Origin of the sequence: Bartonella sp. CL25QHWL (assembly GCF_042195335.1) — a bacterium.
GTDB lineage: Bacteria > Pseudomonadota > Alphaproteobacteria > Rhizobiales > Rhizobiaceae > Bartonella.
Genome location: NZ_JBHIOE010000001.1, coordinates 176,769 through 199,031, shown reverse-complemented (window position 1 = coordinate 199,031; position 22,263 = coordinate 176,769). Strand labels below are relative to the sequence as shown.

The window sequence follows — 22,263 nt, the reverse complement described above, 5'->3', positions numbered from 1 at the left end:
TATACTTTGAGGCACCTTTATTTACGCTTTTTACGTCTTTTTAATGTTGCTTAAAAAGAATTTATTTTTATATTTCTTGTATCGTTTTGATTTTTGGGTAGAAATAAAAAAAGTAGCTCATATAGAACGTTAAAATGAAAAAGTGGCAAAATATTAGAAAAGTTGTTTTGGCTTATTCAGGTGGATTGGATACGTCAATTATTCTTAAATGGTTGCAAAGTACGCTAGGCGTTGAAGTTGTAACTTTTACAGCAGATTTGGGGCAGGGGGAAGAGCTGGAACTTGCTCGTCGTAAAGCTGAAATGCTAGGTGTTAAAGAAATTTATATTGAAGATTTGCGTGAAGAATTTGTGCGTGATTTTGTTTTTCCGATGTTTCGAGCCAATACCATTTATGAGGGGACTTATCTTTTAGGAACATCAATTGCACGTCCACTTATTTCAAAACGCCTTATTGAAATTGCTAAGGAAACAGGGGCTGATGCGATTGCTCATGGAGCAACAGGAAAAGGCAATGATCAGGTACGCTTTGAGCTTTCCGCTTATGCGCTTAATCCTGATATAAAGATTATTGCTCCATGGCGTGATTGGGATTTTAAGAGTCGGACAGATCTCTTTGAATTTGCTCGTATTCATCAAATTCCTGTAGAAAAGGATAAGCAAGGCGAAGCGCCTTTTTCAGTGGATGCAAATTTATTGCATTCTTCATCAGAAGGAAAGATTTTAGAAGATCCAGCACTTCCTGCTCCTGAATATGTCCATATGCGTACTCTTTCGCCGGAAGATGCTCCAGATCAAGCAACCAGAATTACTCTTGGCTTTAAAAAAGGCGATGCTGTTTCAATCAATGGAAAAAATTTATCTCCTGCAACTTTACTTGCAGAATTAAATCATTATGGGCGCGATAATGGTATTGGTCGGTTAGATTTGGTAGAAAATCGCTTTGTGGGTATGAAATCGCGGGGTATTTATGAAACACCAGGTGGAACCATTCTTTTGACGGCTCACAGAGCGATAGAATCTTTAACGTTAGATCGTGGCGCAGCTCATTTGAAAGATGAATTGATGCCACGTTATGCAGAACTCATTTATTATGGATTTTGGTTTTCGCCGGAACGTAAGATGTTGCAGGCAGCTATTGATTTATCTCAAGAACATGTTGAAGGTGAAGTCACGTTAAAGCTTTATAAGGGGAATGTAATTATTGAAGGGCGCCAAAGTAAAAAATCACTTTATTCTAGTGAGTTGGTAACTTTCGAGGATGATCAAGGTGTTTATGATCAAAGAGATGCAACTGGTTTTATTAAATTAAATGCTCTACGTTTGCGTACATTAGCAATGCGTCATCAAGGTGATAAAGAAAAGAAATAGAAAATTACGGTGACAAGTGTAATATGGATTAGTGCTTTTGTATGAAATGCCTAGTTTAAGCATTTTTCTGTTGGTTTTTACCGTTCTTTCGTTCAATACTAGAAGCTTATCTTCTGCGCTAATAAATATAATAAGCAAAACCCATGATAATAATAGCAATGAAGGCTTCAATAATCAAAACAAGTCAGTTTTGCTTTATAATATTGAATGTTTTTGATTTTTATCAGAACAAAACATGTTTATAACGAGGGCGGTTTTTGTATTGTGACTTAAGAGTATAAAGAAATTTTCATCTTTTTGCTTGCTATTATTGACGAATAAATTCAAGAACCATACACCCTATTTTAAAAGAGTGTAATTTTTAGGATAAATAATGATGCGTGATCAGTGTGATACCCTCAACCTTACGCCTGAATTAAAAGATGCAGCTTCTCAATCGAGAACTTGGCCATTTGAAGAAGCACGTAAGATTATCAAACGGTATGAAAAAACGGGTTATCCAGACAATGTGATATTTGAAACAGGTTATGGCCCTTCTGGTTTACCGCATATTGGAACTTTTGGGGAAGTTGCACGTACAACCATGGTGCGTCATGCATTTCATATTCTCACGGAGAATAAAGTAAAAACAAAATTACTTTGTTTTTCTGATGATATGGATGGTTTGCGCAAGGTTCCTGAGAATGTGCCTGATCGCGAAAGGATGGAACATTATCTTGGTCAACCGTTGAGTCGTGTACCCGACCCTTTTGGAGATGATTATCCTTCTTTTGGGGCAGCGAATAATGCGCGGTTACGGGCTTTCCTTGATCGTTTTGGTTTTGATTATGAATTTGCAAGTGCTACGGATTATTACAATTCTGGTCGTTTTGATGAAACACTTTTGAAAATCCTTGCCTGTTATGACAAGGTTATGGCAATTATTTTACCAACATTAGGTGAAGAACGGCAAGCGACCTATTCACTCTTTCTACCGATTTCTCCCTTTTCTGGAAAAGTATTACAGGTACCGATGATTGCGCGTAATGTTGAAAAAGGTACAGTCACTTATATTGAGCCAGAAACAGGAGAAACTATAGAAACAGAGGTTACGGGGGGCAAAGTTAAGTGTCAGTGGAAGGTAGATTGGGCAATGCGTTGGACAGCACTTAGCATTGATTATGAAATGGCCGGAAAAGACCTTATCGATTCCACAAATCTTTCTTCTAAAATTTGTAAAGTATTAGGTGGAAAGCCCCCAGAAGGATTCAACTATGAGCTCTTTTTAGATGAGAAAGGGCAGAAAATTTCCAAATCCAAGGGAAATGGCTTAACCATTGATGAATGGCTTACTTATGCCCCAACAGAGAGTTTAGGGCTTTATATGTTTTCAAAACCTAAAACAGCAAAAAGGCTTTATTTTGATGTTATTCCTAAAGCTGTAGATGAATATTATGCTCATCTTTCTGCTTATGGTCGTCAAAAATGGCAAGAACGGCTTAGTAATCCTGTATGGCATATTCATAATGGTTGTCCACCGCAGGTTGATTTGCCTGTATCCTTTGCGATGCTTTTAAATTTGGTAAGTGCTTCAAATGCGGAGAATGCAGAAGTTCTTTGGGGTTTTATTTCTCGTTACGCTAAAGGAGCAAATGCACAAACTTATCCAGAACTTGATCAATTGGTGAAGTTTGCTATTAAATATTTTGATGTTTTTGTTAAACCAAACAAGAAATTTCGTATACCAGATGATAGCGAACGAGAAACATTAGCACAAATTGATGAAAAATTAGCTCATTTACCTGAAACTGTTGATGGCAACATATTACAAAATATGCTTCTTGATGTTGCACGATTAACGGAACGTTATCAAGATCATAGCAAAAAAAGCCCTGAAGGTGGGCCTGGTGTTTCTAATGTTTTTTTTCAAATGTTGTATGAAGTCCTTCTTGGACAAGAGCGAGGTCCACGATGGGGATCATTTATAGCGCTTTATGGGATTAATGAAATGCGTGCACTGATTGCTGAAACACTTGCACGGCCGACGGAGGAATAATGGAACGAAGAGTGCAGGAAGTAAAGCGACGCCGTACATTTGCAATTATTGCTCACCCAGATGCGGGGAAAACAACATTAACAGAAAAGCTTTTATTGTTTGGTGGTGCTATTCAACTTGCAGGAGAAGTAAAAGCCAAAAAAGATCGTATTCAAACCCGTTCTGATTGGATGAATATTGAGCGTGATCGTGGTATTTCCGTTGTGACTTCGGTGATGACGTTTGAATATGAAAATCATATTTTTAATCTCCTAGATACCCCAGGACATGAGGACTTTGCGGATGATACGTATCGCACTCTCACAGCTGTTGATAGTGCTATCATGGTATTGGATGGGGCCCGCGGGATTGAGCCTAGAACATTAAAATTGTTTGAAGTGTGTCGGATGCGGGATATTCCTATTGTTACGTTTATCAATAAAATGGATCGTGAGGCACGTGATCCTATAGAGCTTTTAGATGAAATTGAAGAAAAGCTTGCTCTTGATACCGCGCCTATAACATGGCCAATTGGGTCGGGTAAAGATTTTGTTGGTACCTATGACCTTCATCATAATCGTTTTCGTCAAAAAGATGATGAGATAATACAGCAGATAGTTTCAAATCCCAGAGAGGTTGTCCATTTACTCCCTGAATATCAACGTTCAACTTTTATTGAAGGGGTAGAACTTGCTCAAAGTGTTTGCAAGAATTTTGATCTGCAAGCTTTCCGTGAAGGTCATATGACACCGGTTTATTTTGGTTCAGCTTTGCGAAATTTTGGTGTTCGTGATTTGATCAATGCGCTTATAGATTTTGGTCAAAGTCCTCGTGATCAAAGTGCAGATCAGCGCAATGTCATAGCAACTGAACCTAAAATGACGGGATTTGTTTTTAAAATTCAAGCGAATATGGACCCTAATCATCGTGATCGTATTGCATTTTTTCGGGTATGTTCGGGAACGCTTGAACGTGGTATGAAAACAAAGTTGGTTCGAACAGGAAAACCGATGACACTTTCGGCTCCACAATTTTTCTTTGCGCGTTCGCGCCAAATTGCTGATCAAGCCTATGCTGGTGATATCGTAGGGATCCCTAATCATGGAACATTGCGTATCGGCGATACTTTGACTGAAGGAGAAGATATCCTCTTTAAGGGAGTACCGAATTTTGCACCAGAGATTTTGCGTCGTGTTTGTTTAGGCAATCCAATGAAAGCAAAAAAGCTCAAAGAAGCTTTGCAACAAATGGCTGAAGAAGGGGTTGTACAATTGTTTATTCCTGATGATGGGTCGCCTTCTCTCATTGGTGTTATTGGTGCTTTGCAAATTGATGTCTTAAAAGAACGATTAAAAATAGAATATTCTTTGCCAGTGAATTTTGAGTCTGCGCGCTTTAATTTATGCCGTTGGATTTCAGCGCAGAGCAAAGATGAGTTGCAAAAGTTTCTCAGCAATCACCGCTCTGCTATTGCGTATGATTTAGAAGGTGATCCAGTTTTTTTAGCGGAGAACCATTTTTCATTGAATTATGAGGCAGAAAGAGCTCCTAAAATAAAATTTTCTGCTTTTAAAGATTATCAAGTACGCTCTTAAAATAAAGAAAAATATTTTCTACAATAATTTGATTTATAATGATAATTTATCGTTTTTTATATGGGAACAATCAAAATCATTTGTTTAAAAATCATAAGTAGGATTGGTGTGTGCGTAAAACACTTGAAGCAAGAAATACAATACCTCTTATAGATCTTCTCTATAGCCAAGAGCTTTCAAAATATTGGGTGAGGGTAAAAATGATGATGGTGGTTATAGCGTTATGATGTAATGATGGTGGTGTGTGATGTATCTTATCCCATTCACGGAAGTTTACGTTATACTATTCATTTATATTATTTACGGGATGACATGACGAGGTAAGATCAAGTACAATGAAAAATGTCCCTTTAAAAACAAACATATAAAATTGCAACATAATGATATTTTTGGGCATTCTATTTTGCATAAGGGATGTAATTCTAGCAAGATAGAGGCTTGCACGATAAAATTTCGCAAAACTCTCTCCCTCAAAGTAATCTGTTTTCGCTGTGAAATGTGGAAATATTATTATTTTTTTCCAAGCTTTTTATGGGATTCTAAAATATTATTTATGAAACTGATTTTTAAGTTTTGCAATATCATGATATCTATTTTTTTCTGAAAGTGATGGAGTATGTAAAGGATATTTTTAGATTGAACTGTATAAAAAATACGGTAAATTTATTTATTATTAAAAGAGTTACAGCGCACTGGTACCTCTAGAACCTTTTAAAACTTTAATATTTATTTTTATATTACCTATTTGAGTTAGAGAATAAACTGTAGCCAATTCTACGTTGAAAAATATCAGAAAAATTTTATATATTTTTTCGCGATGACTTAAGACATATAATTTATTTCGATATTTTTTAAATCTAAACTAAAAAATCTGCTTTATAAACATAGCTTTTCAGTTTTTCCTTGTATAAATATTGTATACAGTCAAAATAATACAAATAATCAATAAGCTGAAATTTGTTATCCCAAATATGAGATCATATGACCTATAAACCGCATGTCTTTTCTATTTCTCCGGGAACTGCTTTTTTGCCTCACTTTGTTGATGCACTACTTTCTGGTAGCCTTATTGATAATTTCGCTTCAAGTGGAGACATTCAAACAGCCCTTGCCGATAGCCTTATTTATGTTCCGACACGTCGTGCTGCTCGCGCTTTGCGTTTAGCCTTTGTTGAAAGAAGTGATACACAATCAACATTTTTGCCAACCATTCGTGCTCTAGGAGATGTCGATGAAGACAGTTTTCTTTTTGTTGAAAATCATACCAGTGCTCTAGATCCACCTATTGGAGAAAGCGAACGTCTTTTACTTTTAGCGCGCCTTATCCGTCCATGGCGTGAAAATTTGCCTGCGCATCTGCGTGCCATGTTTGGTACAGAAGATGTACTTATTCCGGCTCATAGTGCTGATGCGATTTGGCTTGCGCAAGATTTAGCACATTTGATGGACGAAATTGAAGCAGAAGGAGCAGATTGGTCAGAACTTAAAAATATTGCACCTGATATGGTCGCTGAATGGTGGCAAATAACGCTCGATTTCTTGACTATTGTTACGCAAAATTGGCCAAAAATCTTGAAAGAAAAACAACGAAGTAATCCCGCTGAATGGCGTAATCAAGTACTCACAATGCATGCAGAGACTTTACGATGCATGCAGCCTGATAAACCGATCATTGCAGCTGGTGTGTCAGGTTCTATGCCCGCAGTTTCTCATCTTTTAAAGGTTATATCTTCTCTGCCCAAAGGGGCTGTTGTTCTTCCTGGTCTTGATCTTCATATGGATGAAGAACAATGGAATGCACTAAGCACAAGCAATAAAGAAAAAACAGCTTGTGATTTTTTTGATCCTGCAGAAAATGTTTTTAGCCATCCTCAATATCATTTAAAAAAACTTCTAACTCTCATGGAGTGTCAACGTCATCATGTTTGCGAAATTGGCCAACAGAGTAGCATAAAGAAAAAACGAATGGCTCTTTTATCAGAAGCACTCCGACCAGCTTCTACAACAGACAAATGGGTACAAATTGTCCGTGATGATTATGAGAATCTTTGTGCAGATTGGTCATTTATTGAAGCTATAAATGAACGTGAAGAAGCTCTTGCGATAGCTGTTACCTTACGCAAAGCTATTGAAGAACCCAAAAAAACTGCAGCCCTTATTACAAATGACCGTAATTTAGCACGCCGTGTTGCTGTGGAATTACAGCGATTTGGAATTGAAGCAAATGATTCAGGCGGAATACCACTTGCACAAACATTGCCTGTAACTCTCTTACGACTTATTTTAGAAAATGTATTGCAAGCTGATGATCCCATTGCTTTTCTTTCTCTTCTTAAACATCCCCTTACAACACTCCAACAAAACCGTCATCGTTTACGGGAAATGGCAGAAAATTTTGAACTTTTTGTTCTTCGAGGGAATACAGGGCGCATCAATCTTTGCGAGTGTGATCAATTTCTCGAAAAATGGATTGATACATCCTTTCATAATAGTTCTGAAGTCAACACCCTTGATCAGCAGAAATGTGAAGAAGCACGTCTCCTTTGTCATCTTTTGAAAAAAGCTGTTGAACCTTTAACATCTCTTATGAAACAAGAGAAAGAATGCACCATCAATGAGGCTGCAATAGCAACTGTTGAGGTTTTTGAAAATTTTGGTCGCAATGAGGATAATTCTCTTGCACATCTTTATCAACACGAAGCAGGACAAGCCCTATCAAATTTTTTGCGTGAATTGGTCAGTGATCAATCAGGATTAACATTTCATCTTTGTGAATGGCCCGCTATGTTTTCTGCCATAATAGCAACCCGTTCCGTCGCACCTTCGCCTGGAGGACATCCACGTTTATTCATCTGGGGTACTTTGGAATCGCGTTTGCAAACGGTTGATACAGTGGTCATCGGCGGTCTTAATGAAGGGTCATGGCCGATATCAACCCGAAATGATGCTTTTTTATCGCGACCGATGAAAATGATGTTAACTCTGGAACCACCAGAGCAGCGTATTGGTATTTCTGCGCATGATTTTCAATGGGCGATGGGAATGGAAAAAGTGGTGATGAGTCGCGCATTGCGCGTTAATCATACGCCTTCCATTCCTTCACGCTGGCTACAACGCATGGAAACAGTTGTAGGAAAACAGGTTTGGGAACAAATCCGTGAACGAGGTGAAATACTACGCCATTGGGCAAAGATGCTTGATCATACAAGCATAACTTCTGAGGTGGAACGTCCTTGCCCTGCTCCGCCTCTTGATATACGCCCGCGTCATTTTTCAGTTACTGAAATAGAAACATTGCGATATGATCCCTATGCTATTTATGCTAAAAAAATCTTAAGGCTCAAACCACTTAAAGAACTTATTCATGATCCTAGCGCTTCAGAACGAGGAACACTTTATCACGCTATTCTTGCAGCTTTTTGCACACAAATGAAAAATCCAAATGCTGCAAATGCACTCAATGTACTGCTTGCTATTGGGCGTAAAGAGTTTGATAAATTCAATTTTCCACCCGATATTGAAGTAATTTGGTGGAATAGTTTTGAAAACCTTGCTCCACGCTTTATTCAATGGGAACAAAGTTTAGGACTGCGAGAGCGATATTCGGAAGTGGTATCACAAAAAATTTCTATAGGAACAACAGGAGTAACCCTTTCAGGACGTGCTGATCGTCTTGATGTTTTGCCAGATAAAACGGTTGAAATTCTAGATTTCAAAACCGGAACCCCTCCTTCATCAAAACAAGTTCGTGAATTATTATTTCCGCAATTGGCGTTAGAAACAGCTTTACTCATACAAGGGGGCTTCCCAGATTTTCAAGATTTTACCCCCTCAAATTTATTTTACATTCCTCTTAACAAAAAAGGTGAAATTAAATCCCAATCAATTCTTTTAAAGAAAAAAGACGGAAAAACTCATCTAAGTGCTGTTGATCTTGCTGACAATGCATGGGAAAATCTTATCGCACTCATAACTTATTATCAAAATCCACAACAAGGTTATCTCTCACATGCTGTCCCTATGTCAAAACGATATGAAGGTGACTACGACCATTTGGCTCGGTTGTGGGAATGGTCAAGTGGTTTTCATAAAGAAGAGTAATCATGACGTTTTTTTCTATTCCTGAAGCCGCTCTTGATGCACAAGCAACAGCAACACATCCCCAAAAAAACGTGTGGGTTTCTGCAAATGCTGGATCTGGAAAAACCCACGTTTTAAGTGAACGTGTTATCCGTTTGCTTTTAAACGGTACGCCTCCAGCACGTATTTTATGCCTTACTTATACAAGAGCTGCTGCTGCTGTTATGCAATCACGAATTTTTCGCACGCTTTCCAGTTGGAATGAGCTCGATGATGCACAGCTGCAAGAAACCTTAACACGGTTTGAAAAAAAGCCTGTTAATGCGCAAAAACTAACTTATGCACGACAACTCTTCGCGCGTGCTCTCGAAACGCCTAGTGGCTTAAAAATTCAAACGATTCATGCTTTTTGTGAAGCTCTCTTACATCAATTTATGTTAGAAGCCAATATTGCAGGGCATTTTGAACTTCCCGATGATATCGGTCGAAAAAAATTACGACAAGAATCCCGTCGTCAACTTTTAGCCCGTCGTGATGTACAACCTGCTTTGCAACAGTTACTTCAAGTTATTAGCGAACATACTTTTAACCAATTGCTCTATGAAGCAGTTGAAAAGCAACATAAATTGTCTGATTTTTTATCTTCTCTTTTATCTGAAAATGGAGAAGAAAAATTGCGCGCGCTTTTTAACTTAGCGCCCAATGAAACAAATCAATATCTGCTGGAACAAATTAAACAAACAGCGCGCCTTCCTCTTTATGCTCTTAAGCATTGTGAAATCAATGGTAGTCAAAGCTTTAAGGATATGGTGGAAAAACTTTCCCAATTAGAAAAGGTGCATGATGAGAAAAATATTCTCAATATTATTTCTGATATTTATTTTACAATCAAAGGTGAGCCGCGTAATTTTTCAAATTTATCTCGTAAAAAATCAGACGAAATTTGGCCTTTTATTCAACAAATGCTTGAAGATAAACAAAACAAGCTTTCTGTTCTTTTAGAAAAATATCAATGCGCAAAGGTTGCCACTCTCAATATGGCTGCTTTTCAGCTTTGTGCTATTTATCTCAAAATTTATAAGAATCTAAAAAAGTCCAATGGCTTCTTAGACTTTGATGATCTTATTGAGCGTACACTTCATTTGTTACAGCGCAAAGGTGCAAGCCAATGGGTGCACTATAAACTTGATCAGGGACTTGATCATATTCTACTTGATGAAGCACAAGACACCAACCCTGAGCAATGGCAAATTATTCAACTGTTGGCACAGGAATTTTTTTCAGGGTATAGCCAACGAACAAACATACGCACTCTTTTTGCTGTTGGAGATGAAAAGCAATCTATTTATTCTTTTCAAGGCGCTGCTCCAGAAAATTTTGCTGCAAATGGACGAATTATTCAAAAAAAAGTGCAGCAAACAAATCAGCAATTTGAAAAAATACAACTGCATTATTCTTTTCGCTCTACAGCAGATGTTCTTAAAAGTGTTGATCTTGTTTTTGAAACACCAGAAAACTATAAAGGACTTTCGGCAGAAAATACAAAAACGGTGCATGAAGCTATTCGTGTTCACAGTCCCGGTGAAGTTGTTATATGGGATGCCATTTCCAAAGAAACGAGTGACTTTCCTCAAGATTGGCATGCAACTGTTAATCATTTAGATACACCTGAAGTGCGTTTAGCAGAAAAAATTGCTGAAACGATTGCCGACTGGTTACAAAAAGGCGAAATGCTTCCAGCAAAAGGACGCTTAATACGTGCAAGTGATATTATGATCTTGGTCCGTAAACGTGATCAATTTGTCTCAGCTCTTTCCCGTGCTCTTAAACACCGTAATATTCCCGTAGCAGGAGCTGATCGTTTACAGCTTACCAAACATATTAGTATCCGTGATTTAATGGCGCTTGCACGTTTTGTTTTACAGCCACAAGATGATCTTTCTCTTGCTTGTGTTTTAAAAAGCCCACTTTTTGCTCTTAGTGAAGAGGAACTCTATCAGCTTGCAGCACACCGCACCGGCTCTCTTTGGCAAAGCTTATTTACGCACGCATCATCGCAGGCATCTTTTAAAGATGCTTTTGAAAAGCTAAACCATTATCGCGCTTTAGTGGATAAAATACCGGTTTTCGAGTTTTATAGCCATATTTTGAATAATGATAAGGGAAGACAAAAAATTCTGTCTCGTTTAGGATCTGAAGCAAATGATGTGCTCGATGCTTTTATGGATTATACGCTCACTATTCAAAAAACAGGATTACCAGGATTACAAGCTTTTTTAGAAACATTAAGTGCAAGCGAACCAGAAATTAAACGTGAATTTGAACAAAGTAATGAAGAAATTCGCATTATGACTGTTCATGCTGCAAAAGGACTAGAGGCTGCTGTTGTGTTTTTAGTCGATCCAGGTAGTGCGATTTGGCATCCTCAGCATGCGCCTCACTTGCTTAAAGTTCCTTTAAACAATGCACAATGGAATGGAAAACAAGCCTTTATTTGGCATCCCAATGAAAAGTTTGATACAAAACTCTCTAAACAAGCAATTTCATATTTAAAAGAGCGTGCAGAAGAAGAATATAGGCGTCTTCTTTATGTAGGAATGACACGTGCTGAAGATCGCTTGTTTATTTGTGGATATAAAGGCCCGAAAACGCCATCTCATACATGGTTACAACTCGTAAAAAAAGCCCTCGAACCGCATGCCCTTGCTATAAAAGATTCTTCGGAAGATATTGCAGCTTTGCGTTATTGCATTACACCTGCTTCTTCTGCTTCTATAAACTCAAAAGTCCCTTGTGCTGAATGCCAAACCTTACCACCTTTACCTGCTTTTTTCTCCCATAAAATACCAGAAGAACCAGTGCTACCAAAACCGTTGAGACCCTCTGTTGCTAGTCTTTCCATTGAGGCTGATACCGATATTTCTTCTAATTCAAAATATCATAGCGTCTCGCCTGTTTTGGGAGAAAAAAATACCAACAGGGCTTTTTCCATTGAATATGGTAATCTCGTTCACCGATTGTTACAATACTTACCCGATTGTCCCCCACAAAAACGTCGAGATTATGCTCGAAACTATCTCAATATCAAAGCCTCTCATTGGGATGAAAGCCAAAGAGAAGATGCTCTTCGCCATGTTTGGAAAATATTAGATCATGTTTACCTCAAGCCCCTTTTCTCTGAGCATTCACGTGCTGAGGTCTCCTTAATGGGTATTGTGAAAATTCGTGGAAAAGAACAAGCAATTTCTGGTCAAATTGACCGTCTTTACATCACGCAAAACAGCATTATCTTTGCCGATTTTAAAACAGGAACCCCACCAGAAAATGAAGCTGCTATTGCTTCCCATCACTGGTTGCAAATGGCTCTTTACCGAAAATTGTTGCAAGCTATTCATCCCGATAAAGATATCCAGGCTCTGCTTATCTACAGTAAAGAAGCCAAAATTTTTAAACTTCCTCCAGAAAAACTTGAGGCATTTCTTAGTGAAGTTGCTTTATAAGCTACTCTTTTCCTTGCAAATCATCTTTACACTTTATTTACTTTCATAAAATCGCCCAAACAAACACAATGCACAATCTCTAGTGTAAAAAAGTCCTTTAATAATTTATCTTTGCAATAACTTGATATGAATTGTTATTATACCAATCTATAAAAAGTGAATATAAAGGATAAATCAATGACGTGTATAAAAGTTGATAAGGACAATTTCGAAAGTGAAGTTCTAACCTCTTCCACCCCTGTTGTGGTTGATTTTTGGGCAGAATGGTGTGGCCCTTGCAAAGTGATTGCTCCAATGTTGGATGAGATTTCAATAGAAATGCAAAATCAAGTTAAAATTGCTAAGGTAAATATTGATGAAAATCCGGAACTGGCTACCCAATACGGAGTACGTTCTATCCCTACATTATTAATGTTTAAAAATGGAAATATTTCATCGAATATGGTTGGCGCTACCTCTAAAGGACGTCTTTCTGAATGGATAAAAGATGGGCTTAGTTAATTCCACATATAATCACTATAAAGGAGAGAAGTTTTGTCTCTCCTTTTGACTTTTTAAAATATTCTTTTTTGCATTATATTATAATGAAAAGACAATAAAAATCAAAATTTTAAATGAATTTAAGAATTCGTGCTTTTATGCATGATTCAATTGACCATTTTTATAAAAAATTGCTTTGTATGAAGAATATAGGCAATTCTTTCCTTATATGCGTGTTAAAAAATATTGGGTGAATGATAATTTCATAAAGGTATTTTTTCTTAGATAAGACTATTGAGATAGATAGTGCTTTCAACACATAAAAGGAGATTTTAAGCAAAAACTTTGCAAATTACTTTTCTGAAGCTCACAATTTTTAAGCAGAAAGAAACAAGCAATTCACTACAGGTTATAGAATGCTCTTCTAAAGGGTTACCACTTCAATTTAAAATTCTCTTATACTATTCTCTAGAATCAAAATTGTAGGTATCAGATTCTCTAAAATAAATTGATGAATTCCTATAAATTAACGGCTGTCCTTTGCAATTTATGTCATTGTTATATGAAAGAGTCAGCACTTCGTTTCATCTTCCATGGTCGGTGCCTCCATGAAGCCTTATTTATGTTGTTCATCATCTCAAATTTCATAGGTACGTACTGAGGTATTATAAATTAAAATGATGATGTTCATGTCGATGTTTTTTTTAAATGTACGAATTGTAAAGACTGTTGCAAACACTCAATGGAATGTTGTGCTGATTTAACTGTTACATGACGCCCATGTTCTTTATAGTGTAAGGTGAGTGCAAAAGTGGCAAGCTCTAAAAGAGCTGTATTTCTTTCTGGCCATTCAACAAGTAAAATATTTTTCTCACGAGCTTCATGAAGCCCTAATTCATCAATTTCTTCTGCCATAGAAAGGCGATAAAGATCAGCATGAATAATTTCAAACTTTGGAAGTTGATAGCTTTGCACAAGAGTAAAAGTAGGGCTTGGAACATCCATAGTGTTATCGTTTGCAAGTGTTTGGATGATTGTACGTGCAATGGTTGACTTTCCAGTTCCAAGATCCCCTTGCAGCGTTACAAGATCTCCTGGCTTTAAAGAAAGAGCTAAATTTTGTGCAAAAAGCTTTGTTGCCTCTTCATTTTCAAGAAAAAAACTAAAATTCATTAAAAGTTCCATGAAATGGATGAAAATTTTTTGTTATCATAAAAGTTAAAATTAAAAAATCTTATCTCCTTTGGAGAGTGGGAAAAAACATTTAACTGTTGTTCCTTTTCCAGAACCGGTAAGAATTTCAACATGTCCACCGTGTAGTTCAACGAAACTTTTCACAAGGGAAAGGCCAAGACCCGCTCCCGCACGCCCACCATGGTGTGAATGGGAAGAAAAACGTTTAAAAATACGATCAAGGACGTCTTCTGGGATGTCAGAGCCCTGATTGTGAACGCTAAAGACAATGTTATCATCTTGTTCATCGACGCAAAATTCAATAGTACTCGCCTCCGTTGCAAAATTAATAGCATTGCTCAGTACATTCACAAAAATTTGATGCAAGCGTTTTTCATCAGCAGAAATAGAATTTAAGGAAGGGGAAATTTGTTGTAAAAGCGTAATATGACGTCCATTAAGGCGATCTTCTACGCGTGCTACTGCTTGTATCATAGCATCGGCAATGTTAACCGATTTTATGTCCAACTCCATAATGCCTGCATCAAGGGTAGCAAGATCAAGAATATCGTTAACAATATTTAAAAGAGTTCCTGATTCTGAATGAATGTGTTCAAGATATTCTTGTTGACGTTCATTGATAGAGCCGAAAATTTGATCACGTAAAATGTCGGAAAATCCAATAATATTTGTGAGAGGTGTGCGCAATTCATAAGAAACATGTTGGACAAATTCATTACGCAAACGATCAGCACTTTCTAATGCTTCATTTTTTTCTTGAAGAGCACGAGCAACATGGACAGTATCCGTAACATTCACAAAAGTAAGCATCGTTTGTCCATTAGGAAGAGGGACCAGAGTATAGTCAATAATCATATCATTTTTAAGATCTATACGACCTGAAAATGTTTCACGTTTTTCAGCAAAACCGGTAATGAACTTGGTAAACTGATCCCATTCTGTCCCCAAGGTTAAGGCTGAACAATGGCTTTGTAACTGTGTAATATGGGTTCCTTCTACCAGCAAATTATAAGGAAGAGACCACAATTTCGACAAGGCAGGATTCGATAAGCGAAGGCGTCCATCAGTACCAAAAACGACCACGCCTTCAGAAAGTTTATCAAGTGTTTCACCTTGTATTTTAATAAGTGTATTATAACGGCGCTCAAGATCAATTTTTTCTGTAAGGTTTTCGTACAGCCAAGTGACACCTCCTTGTGGATGAGGGTTCGAGACAACACGCACCGTACGCCCATCTGGAAGATTCCAAATTTGTTGGTTTGATTCTGTTTGCCAATAGGCTTTTAAAAGTTCTTCTTTCCATGCGCGCCAATCAGGGTGTTCAGCAATGAGCCCCTTTTCACGTAAACGTTCAAGAAACAATGTATGGCTTGGTTCACTTTCTAAAAAAGAACTCTCCAACGGCCATAAAATTTTGAAAGCATGATTACAGAATTTTAATTTTTGGTTTGTATCAAAAATGGCTACAGCTGTTGAAATTTGGTCAAGTGTTTCACAATGGCTTTGAAGAACATATCTTAATTCATGAGCAAGATTTTCATATGCGCTGTCATCACGTGCAAAAGCTGCCATTCCTTCAGCTGTTGTAATACGTGTGAGATGAAAACGGTGCCGTTCTCCACCAATAACCGTATGAACATGTTCTTGAAAAATTGTTTCTGTTTCATCTGTTTTGCGTTGTGTATTTTCATTGAAAAGATCCCCCACGTCATCACTGTCTTCAGGAAAGTCTGTCATTTCTCTAAAGGCGCGATTGATAAAACAAACTTTTCCTTCACAATCTTTTATCCATACGGGCTCTTGAATAAGATCAAGAAGATTACGCTGCATTCTCAGTTCAGTAAGAAGGCGGGCGATATCTTTCTGTAAACGAGCATTTTCACTCTGTTGTTTTGAGATATCTTGAAAACGAGCAATAGCGACTGTTCCTGCGATGACTCCTGTAACTTGTAGCAGTACATTGTTTGTGGTGGTGATAGAAAGATCAAAAGGGTGACATTTACAACGTAGTTGAGTCAATGCATAATCAAGTTCTCGCAGAGAATTTTCTTCAACCCAGAGCTCAAAACGCTGAAAATCTTTCTGATCGATTCCTATTTTTTGCAATGCAGAAAGAGCACCAACAACACGGGGTAAGGTTGTTGGATTTTCCCAAATAAGAAGGAATTGCTCGGTTTCTTTCAGAAGCCATTCATAATATTTAAGTTTTTCAGAAAAATTTGCCTGAAGTATCTTCAAAGGCTTCTGTGCAGTTTTTTTTGCACGCACGGTAACAGCTATGCACGAGAGAAGTGAAGCACAAGAAATTCCTCCACACAGCGCTAAAAGCAGCCATGGACTATTTGGAAAAGTGAAGAAAAATGGTAAATAACCTTCCAATGACTGAGCAACAGCGCATGTTGGAGAAAAAAAGAAAAAAAGGCAAAATATATACGTATAGATTCGGATCACTTTTTGAGCTTTTTCTTTGGGGTTATAGTCACCAAAGCTAGGCACGGCATCTTTCCCTTTTTTAACCCAAGGAAACGTATTAGTAACGGTAATGGTTTGGTTTATAAGGTCCTTGTGGTGAGACTCCAATATAGGCGGCTTGTTCTTCTGATAAAACACTTAATTTTATTCCTAACCGATCAAGATGTAGACGTGCAACTTTTTCATCAAGATGTTTAGGCAAAACAGTGACTTCATTTGTATAGTGTTCTGCACGGGTAAAAAGTTCAATTTGCGCTAAAACTTGATTAGTAAACGAGGCTGACATGACAAAAGAAGGATGCCCAGTCGCATTCCCGAGGTTTAACAAACGCCCTTCAGAGAGCAAAATGATGCGTTTTCCATCGGGAAAGGTGATCATATCAACTTGTGGTTTTATATTTGTCCATGGCAAATTTCTAAGGGCAGCGACTTGGATTTCGTTATCAAAATGACCAATATTTCCAAGAATACACATATCCTTTACTTGTCGCATATGGTCTAAACGAACAACATCTTTATTGCCTGTTGTCGTGATGATAATATCAGCACTGGAAGCAGCATCATCCAAATTAACAACTTCATAGCCATCCATAGCGGCTTGAAGAGCGCAAATGGGATCAATTTCTGTTACTTTAACACGAGCCCCAGCACCAGAAAGAGATGCTGCTGAACCTTTACCTACATCACCATAACCACAGACAATGGCAGTTTTACCGGCGATCATCACGTCTGTTCCACGTCGAATACCATCGACCAATGATTCTTTACATCCATATTTATTATCAAACTTTGATTTAGTGACGCTATCATTAACATTAATAGCAGGAAAAGGTAGAAGTCCTTCTTTTTGTAACTGATAAAGACGGTTTACACCTGTTGTGGTTTCTTCGCTTACACCTTTAATTGCTGCACGCTGTCGTGTAAAAAAACCTGGCGTTGCATCCATACGCTTTTGTATTTGTTTGAAAAAAATTTCTTCTTCTTCTGTTTTGGGATGCGATAAAATATCTTTATTTTGTTCTGCACGACTTCCCATTAAAATATAGTTTGTGGCGTCAGCTCCATCATCTAAAATAAGATTGGAAGGATTACCATCTGGCCATTGGAAGATTGCATCTATATAAGTCCAATATTCTTCCAATGTTTCACCCTTAACGGCAAATACAGGAATGCCAGTTGCGGCGATAGCTGCTGCTGCATGGTCTTGCGTAGAAAAAATATTGCTAGAGCTCCACCGTATATCGGCGCCAATGGCTTTTAATGTTTCAATTAAAACAGCTGTTTGAATTGTCATGTGCAATGAGCCAGAAATACGCGCTCCGCGCAAAGGTTGGCTGGAAGAAAACTCCTTACGACAAGCCATCAAACCAGGCATTTCAGTTTCAGCAATATTAAGTTCTTTACGACCATAAGCGGCAAGTGCAATATCTTTGACAACAAAATCTTGAGCTGCCATTCTTTATTCCTTTAAAATAAGTTTTTCCAAGACGGTAGGAGAAATTAAAAAAAAATGCAAGACAAGAAGAGGACTTCTCTATGTGAAAAAGCTCTTTAAAAATCTCTAGAGGGAATACCTTTTAAATAATAAAAATGGTGCATTGCTTCACAGTTTTTATATCGATTTTTTATGGGATAATATCGAAAGTAGTATACCCATATTCTACTCACTTATGCGGTTGTTGAAAAAGGAAGTATTACTTTAATCTCATTATTAAGCTTTTTAGCAAAATAATATAATGCAAAGCCATAGGCTATCATGTTTATGAATAGGCAATTCAGAATCTGTTCTTTAGGATTCCAATATTGCATCTGCTCTTGGATAAAGACAGTTTATAAGAAGTGCTTTTCTTCTGTTTTCAAAGATTTTTATCAAAAGACTATAGATATACGATTAAACATTTTTTGTGATACTGAATAGAGTATTTAAAATGTAAAAACATCACTCTATTGAACACTCTGATTTTAAAACTGCTAACAACGAGCGATGAATTATAAATCAAATAATTAACTCAGTTTTAGAAGAATTTATTCTAAACGAATAGGTTTTGGGAAAATTGACCATGTGGACGAAATCGCCAAAGATAACTTGGCAAGAATGCTGCCATTGCTCTGGGGGTAATTCCCACACCTTCTAGAGTATATCCATTCTCTATAGCTTCTTTAGAAACAATGTTATCCATTTGCAAAAAACGTATCTGATTGGCTGTTACGAGTGTTGGTACAAAAGGCAATTTACCGACTGTTCCCAAAATTCCTCCAATCAATAGACCAGCAGAAAGGGGCATGGATAGGATTGTTTTTTTACGGTGAATAATTTTGAGTATATTTTCAAGAGTATTTTGGAAGGTGATAATCTGGGGACCACCAAGATCATAATTTTTTCCCCAAGCAACTTGTCCATCTAAAGCGCGCGCGATAAACTCAGCAACATCACCAACATACACGGGTTGCAATTTGCTTTGCCCACCTCCAAAAAGAGGCATAATTGGTAAAAAACGTGACAAATCTGCCAAGGTGTTAAAGAAACAGTCCTCTGGTCCAAAGATAACGGATGGACGGATAATAATTGCTTGAGGATGCTTGTTATGAATGATTTGTTCACCCATAAACTTAACACGTGCATAAAGACATGAAGCATTCTCGTTAGCCACAAGTGTTGACATATAGATTAGCGGAATACCAGTTTCTGCTGTTAATTCAGCAACATTGTAAACACCATCAATTTGTGTTTTTTTAAAATTCGATTGATTTGCTTGTTTTAAGCTACCAGGCAAAAACACTGCTGCATCAGCTCCAAGCAATGCGCGTGCAACAGAAGCACGATGCTTGATATCTGTTTTAAGCATTTGGGTTTGTCCTACTTCTCCTATTTGAAGCATGTAATAAGCTTTTTGTGGACAACGAACAGCGATACGAACGCGATACCCCCGCTTAGTCAAAGTTTCAACGACATGTCGTCCTACAAAACCAGATCCGCCAAAAACAGTAATAAGTTTAGGATGTTGATAAAGTGCACAATCAAGTTGCATGATGAAAAAGTCTATCTTTCAAAGTTTTAAAAATGGCTAATTTTTAGCACGGAGGTGTTTTATTGTCACGCAAAATATCGCCCGCAAGATAAAGGGAACCACCAATAAGGACAATTGCCTCTTTATATTCCACCTTAATCTTATGCAAAGCATCTTGTAGATGAGCTTGTGGAGTAGCAAGGATTCCTGCTTTTTGCGCTGATTCAGCTAAGTTTATTGGAGAGATACTTGCATTATTGTTAATCAGCGGTATCGTATATACTTTATCGACAAGGTTTGCTAAGGAACGAAAATAACCGACAGCATCTTTGGTATTGAGCATGCCAGCAATCATAATAATAGGACGATCTGTTTTTTTTCTCCATTGTGCAAGTTCTGCTCCAATAACTTTTCCAGCAGCAGGATTATGACCACCATCTAACCATAAATCGATATTAGGAGACAGTTGATCAACCAAATGTCCCTGGGTAAGATGTTGCATTCGTGCGGGCCAATAAATATTTTTCAAAGCATCATTTATGGCTTGTTCTGAAAGTTGAAAACCTGCTTGAAAGACTGCTTCAAGAGACGCGCCAGCATTAGCAACTTGGTGGTCTCCAATAAGGTTAGGAAGGGGAAGATCCATGAGACCTTGATTGTTTTGAAAAACCATACGTCCATGTTCTTTATAACTTTGATAATCTTGATCAAATAGAGAATAAGATGCTTTATTTTTATTAGCAAGGGGTATTAGAGTAGCAAGAGTTTCTTCATAATTTTGCTTTCCAATGACTACAGGAACGTTTGGTTTGATAATCCCTCCTTTTTGAAAAGCGATTTGAGCAATTGTCTTTCCAAGAAAGATCTCATGATCATAATCAATGGGCATAATAAGTGATACAGCTGGTTTGTTAACGACATTGGTAGCATCAAAATGTCCTCCCAATCCAACTTCTAAAATGACAACATCAGCCGGATGTATACTAAACAGCATAAAGGCAGCGGCTGTAAAAATTTCAAAAATAGTAATCGGCTCTTGACGATTTACTTTTATAATTTCATGGATTGTCTCAGCTAATTGGTTTTCTGTAACAAGTTGACCACCTCCTTTTTGACCTAACCGGCAGCGTTCATTCCAGTTGACGAGATGAGGTGAGCTATAGACATGAACGCGGTAGCCTGCACTTTCCAAAAGAGCACGGCAAATTGCTGAGGCAGATCCTTTGCCATTTGTTCCAGCGATGTGAATAACAGGTGCAAGTTTTAAATGTGGATTACCAAGACGCTCTAAAAGGTGAACAATACGCTCTAAAGAAAGATCAAATTTTTTCGGATAATTTTTTAGTAAATCATCCACCACCCTTTGTATTTGGCTTTGTTGCATAAATTTAAGCTGCTTTTGTTGTAGAAAGCGATGTTTGAGAGTCTGTTGGGGATGGATCAGAAGGGTTAAAAACAGCAGGGCGTTTCATCATCAAGCGTAAAAGACGTGCAATGGTTGTTTTCATGTCTAAACGCGATACAACCATATCAATCATACCATGTTCAAGCAGATACTCACTACTTTGAAAACCTTCTGGTAGGGTTTCGCGTATAGTTTGTTGAATTACACGTGGACCAGCAAAACCAATCATAGCGCCAGGTTCGGCAATGTGAATATCACCAAGCATGGCGTAAGAAGCAGTAACACCACCGGTGGTTGGATTGGTCAGCACAACAATATAGGGAAGTTTTTCTTCTTTCAACATTTCAATCGCTACTGTTGTACGAGGCATTTGCATCAACGAGAGTGTTCCTTCTTGCATGCGTGCACCACCAGAAGCAGCAAAAAGAACCAGCGGGCGCCTTTCAGCAATAGCAGTATCAAAAGCTTTGATAATAGCTTCTCCTGAAGCCATACCGAGTGATCCACCCATAAAGGCAAAATCTTGAACGATTGCAATAATTGGTAAGCCTTCAATCGTACCACGTGCACTTAAAATATTGTCATCAACACCAAGTTTAGAACGATAATCTTTTAACCGGTCAATATAGCGTTTTTCGTCACGAAATTTTAAAGGATCTGTTACAACTTTTGGATTTTCAAGAGTTGTATAAACACCATCATCAAAAAAATGCATGAGACGATTTTTAGCACTGATACGCATATGATGGCCAGAATTGGGAGCTACAAATTGATTAGCTTCCAGATCTTTATGGAAGATCATTTCACCACTGGTAGGATCTTTAATCCATAGATTTTCTGGAATTTCACGGCGCCCCAATATAGAGTTAATTTTAGGACGAACATAATTTGTAATCCAGTTCATCTTTATAACCTTCCTTTAAATATTGTGCATCTTTTGCATGATTTGAAAGAATATAGAACTTAAGCAGTCACATTTGCTTTACCGGTTGAACAAAGGAGTCTATTTAATACTTTTATCAGTGTACGTATAGCTTGTTTTTTAATTTTTAATTTTTCCCATATCATAACAATCATATGCATCATGAAGAGTATTTCCTATAATAAATTTCTCATAAGTTTTAAGAACTTACATTTTTTTATTT

13 protein-coding genes are annotated in these 22,263 nt (G+C 37.5%); 6 read left to right on the top strand and 7 right to left on the bottom strand.

Annotated features, from left to right (window positions below):
* The first annotated feature begins 134 nt into the window (after positions 1-134).
* The 3 genes from ACFILY_RS00650 to ACFILY_RS00640 all read left to right on the top strand — a co-directional run bounded on the left by ACFILY_RS00650 (position 135) and on the right by ACFILY_RS00640 (position 4,979).
* Positions 135-1,370, top strand: a complete 1,236-nt coding sequence (locus ACFILY_RS00650; protein WP_375630607.1) for an argininosuccinate synthase — start codon at positions 135-137, stop codon at positions 1,368-1,370.
* A gap of 373 nt (positions 1,371-1,743) precedes the next feature.
* Positions 1,744-3,405, top strand: coding sequence for a lysine--tRNA ligase (locus ACFILY_RS00645; protein WP_273790196.1), 1,662 nt, complete (start codon positions 1,744-1,746; stop codon positions 3,403-3,405).
* Entirely contained in the window at positions 3,405-4,979 is a 1,575-nt protein-coding gene (locus ACFILY_RS00640; RefSeq protein WP_375637256.1) for a peptide chain release factor 3, read from the top strand. The genes ACFILY_RS00645 and ACFILY_RS00640 overlap by 1 nt, the downstream gene beginning before the upstream one ends.
* Before the next feature lie 510 nt (positions 4,980-5,489).
* Here ACFILY_RS00640 and ACFILY_RS00635 read toward each other — a convergent pair.
* Positions 5,490-5,642 (bottom strand): hypothetical protein, encoded by a 153-nt coding sequence (locus ACFILY_RS00635; RefSeq protein WP_375637353.1) that lies wholly within the window; start codon positions 5,640-5,642, stop codon positions 5,490-5,492.
* 318 nt (positions 5,643-5,960) lie between these two features.
* Between ACFILY_RS00635 and addB the strand changes: the two genes are divergently transcribed.
* The 3 genes from addB to trxA all read left to right on the top strand — a co-directional run bounded on the left by addB (position 5,961) and on the right by trxA (position 13,060).
* Positions 5,961-9,080 (top strand): double-strand break repair protein AddB, encoded by a 3,120-nt coding sequence (gene addB, locus ACFILY_RS00630; RefSeq protein ID WP_375637254.1) that lies wholly within the window; start codon positions 5,961-5,963, stop codon positions 9,078-9,080.
* Between the two features lie 2 nt (positions 9,081-9,082).
* Entirely contained in the window at positions 9,083-12,559 is a 3,477-nt protein-coding gene (gene addA, locus ACFILY_RS00625; protein WP_375637252.1) for a double-strand break repair helicase AddA, read from the top strand.
* Between the two features lie 177 nt (positions 12,560-12,736).
* A complete protein-coding gene (trxA, locus tag ACFILY_RS00620; protein WP_273790200.1) occupies positions 12,737-13,060 on the top strand; it encodes a thioredoxin in 324 nt (107 codons plus the stop codon).
* 666 nt (positions 13,061-13,726) lie between these two features.
* Here trxA and tsaE read toward each other — a convergent pair.
* The 6 genes from tsaE to accD all read right to left on the bottom strand — a co-directional run bounded on the left by tsaE (position 13,727) and on the right by accD (position 22,022).
* Positions 13,727-14,212: a tRNA (adenosine(37)-N6)-threonylcarbamoyltransferase complex ATPase subunit type 1 TsaE gene (gene tsaE / locus ACFILY_RS00615; protein ID WP_375637249.1), complete on the bottom strand. Its 486-nt coding sequence runs from the start codon at positions 14,210-14,212 to the stop codon at positions 13,727-13,729.
* A 51-nt stretch (positions 14,213-14,263) separates the two neighbouring features.
* Positions 14,264-16,729: a PAS-domain containing protein gene (locus ACFILY_RS00610; protein ID WP_375637246.1), complete on the bottom strand. Its 2,466-nt coding sequence runs from the start codon at positions 16,727-16,729 to the stop codon at positions 14,264-14,266.
* A 34-nt stretch (positions 16,730-16,763) separates the two neighbouring features.
* A complete protein-coding gene (ahcY, locus tag ACFILY_RS00605) occupies positions 16,764-18,161 on the bottom strand; it encodes an adenosylhomocysteinase (protein WP_273790203.1) in 1,398 nt (465 codons plus the stop codon).
* Between the two features lie 574 nt (positions 18,162-18,735).
* The gene (locus ACFILY_RS00600) at positions 18,736-19,734 is read right to left on the bottom strand and encodes a complex I NDUFA9 subunit family protein (RefSeq protein WP_273790204.1); all 999 of its coding nucleotides are present in this window, start codon (positions 19,732-19,734) and stop codon (positions 18,736-18,738) included.
* Between the two features lie 43 nt (positions 19,735-19,777).
* On the bottom strand, positions 19,778-21,097 hold the full coding sequence (locus ACFILY_RS00595; protein WP_273790205.1) for a folylpolyglutamate synthase/dihydrofolate synthase family protein: 1,320 nt from the start codon (positions 21,095-21,097) through the stop codon (positions 19,778-19,780).
* 4 nt (positions 21,098-21,101) lie between these two features.
* On the bottom strand, positions 21,102-22,022 hold the full coding sequence (accD, locus tag ACFILY_RS00590; protein ID WP_375630594.1) for an acetyl-CoA carboxylase, carboxyltransferase subunit beta: 921 nt from the start codon (positions 22,020-22,022) through the stop codon (positions 21,102-21,104).
* Between the last annotated feature and the right edge of the window lie 241 nt (positions 22,023-22,263).

Coding starts and splice junctions, on each gene's coding strand:
- ACFILY_RS00650 (WP_375630607.1), top strand. CDS start 135: ATGAAAAAGTGGCAAAATATTAGAAAAGTTGTTTTGGCTTATTCAGGT.
- ACFILY_RS00645 (WP_273790196.1), top strand. CDS start 1,744: ATGATGCGTGATCAGTGTGATACCCTCAACCTTACGCCTGAATTAAAA.
- ACFILY_RS00640 (WP_375637256.1), top strand. CDS start 3,405: ATGGAACGAAGAGTGCAGGAAGTAAAGCGACGCCGTACATTTGCAATT.
- addB (WP_375637254.1), top strand. CDS start 5,961: ATGACCTATAAACCGCATGTCTTTTCTATTTCTCCGGGAACTGCTTTT.
- addA (WP_375637252.1), top strand. CDS start 9,083: ATGACGTTTTTTTCTATTCCTGAAGCCGCTCTTGATGCACAAGCAACA.
- trxA (WP_273790200.1), top strand. CDS start 12,737: ATGACGTGTATAAAAGTTGATAAGGACAATTTCGAAAGTGAAGTTCTA.
- tsaE (WP_375637249.1), bottom strand. CDS start 14,212: ATGAATTTTAGTTTTTTTCTTGAAAATGAAGAGGCAACAAAGCTTTTT.
- ahcY (WP_273790203.1), bottom strand. CDS start 18,161: ATGGCAGCTCAAGATTTTGTTGTCAAAGATATTGCACTTGCCGCTTAT.
- ACFILY_RS00600 (WP_273790204.1), bottom strand. CDS start 19,734: ATGCAACTTGATTGTGCACTTTATCAACATCCTAAACTTATTACTGTT.
- ACFILY_RS00595 (WP_273790205.1), bottom strand. CDS start 21,097: ATGCAACAAAGCCAAATACAAAGGGTGGTGGATGATTTACTAAAAAAT.
- accD (WP_375630594.1), bottom strand. CDS start 22,022: ATGAACTGGATTACAAATTATGTTCGTCCTAAAATTAACTCTATATTG.